Below are 389 nucleotides of genomic sequence, written 5' to 3' on the forward strand. Positions count from 1 at the left end.
CAGTCGGGGCAAACAGCAGGCGTGTCGCGTTAGGGCTCGCCGGCCAGACCTCGCCGCTTCGGAGCGCCGACTGCGCGACCTCCCGGAGCTCGACGATGTCGGCACGCGCGATGGACAGCGTACCGGCCTTGCCGACGAACCGCACACTGTCGGTGCTGATCTCGGTCACGCGTCCGACAATCGAGGATCCATCGCGAAGCCGGATCACCTGAACCTGTGTCGAGTCGGCAATGCGGATGGCCACTGGCTTGGAGGCCGCCGCCGGGTCCTGGGCGAACACGATTCCCGTCGTCGCGACCACCGCCCCCAGCTCGGCCAGCAGGATGGTCGCGATACGGGTGATCGTCCGGGCGACGGATTCGCAGCGCATTGGGGTCTCCGACTGAGGG

The 389-nt window shown here is 68.1% G+C and carries 1 protein-coding gene; it reads right to left on the reverse strand.

What is annotated here, in order from left to right; genetic code table 11:
- Positions 1-370: hypothetical protein (locus tag I6F37_RS44225; protein WP_225155018.1), on the reverse strand; the 370-nt coding region annotated here is incomplete at its 3' end.
- Between the last annotated feature and the right edge of the window lie 19 nt (positions 371-389).

Origin of the sequence: Bradyrhizobium sp. NBAIM08 (assembly GCF_020193935.1) — a bacterium.
Lineage (GTDB): Bacteria > Pseudomonadota > Alphaproteobacteria > Rhizobiales > Xanthobacteraceae > Bradyrhizobium > Bradyrhizobium yuanmingense.